Here is an 826-nt window from a genome sequence, read left to right on the forward strand (position 1 = left end):
GTGCTGCTCCAGCTGCCGTCGCTGCCCGCGGTGGCGGTGCCGATGGCTTTACCGTTGTCGAGGATAGTGACGGTGTCGCCGGCTGCCGCGGTCCCTTTGAGAACAGGGGTGGCATCGTTACTGGCTTTCCCGCTCAGATCGTCCCCGGCGGAATCGGTCAGCGTCACGTTGGCTGCTGCTGCCGGCGCCGTGGTCTCGATCGTGACAGGAATCGCCGCCGAAGGCTGACTGGTATTGCCGGCGGCATCGGTAACGGTGGTGGTGATGCTGTGACTGCCGTCGGCCAGGGCCGGCAGGGTACTGCTCCAGCTGCCGTCGCTGCCCGCGGTGGCGGTGCCGATGGCTTTACCGTTGTCGAGGATAGTGACGGTGTCGCCGGCTGCCGCAGTCCCTTTCAGGACCGGAGTAGAGTCATTTGTCTCCGCTCCGGACAGGTTATTACCGTTACCGTCGGTCAGTTCGACATCACCGGCTGCTGCCGGCGCCGTGGTCTCGACCGTCACAGGAATGGCGGCCGAAGGCTGACTGGTGTTACCGGCGGCATCGGTGACCGTGGTGGTGATACTGTGGCTGCCGTCGGCCAGGGCCGGCAGGGTGCTGCTCCAGCTGCCGTCGCTGCCCGCCGTGGCGGTGCCGATGGCTTTACCGTTGTCGAGGATAGTGACGGTGTCGCCGGCTGCCGCGGTCCCTTTCAGGATCGGGGTAGAGTCATTTGTCTCCGCTCCGGACAGGTTATTACCGTTACCGTCGGTCAGTCCGACATCACCGGCTGCTGCCGGCGCCGTGGTCTCGACCGTGACAGGAATCGCCGCCGAAGGCTGACTGG

The 826-nt window shown here is 65.6% G+C and carries 1 protein-coding gene; it reads right to left on the reverse strand.

The window, feature by feature from the left end:
- Positions 1-826, reverse strand: an 826-nt coding sequence (locus CG67_RS16590; RefSeq protein WP_038024945.1) for an Ig-like domain-containing protein, incomplete at both ends; no start/stop codon positions are given.

Origin of the sequence: Tatumella sp. UCD-D_suzukii, assembly GCF_000611875.2 — a bacterium.
Taxonomy (GTDB): domain Bacteria; phylum Pseudomonadota; class Gammaproteobacteria; order Enterobacterales; family Enterobacteriaceae; genus Tatumella; species Tatumella ptyseos.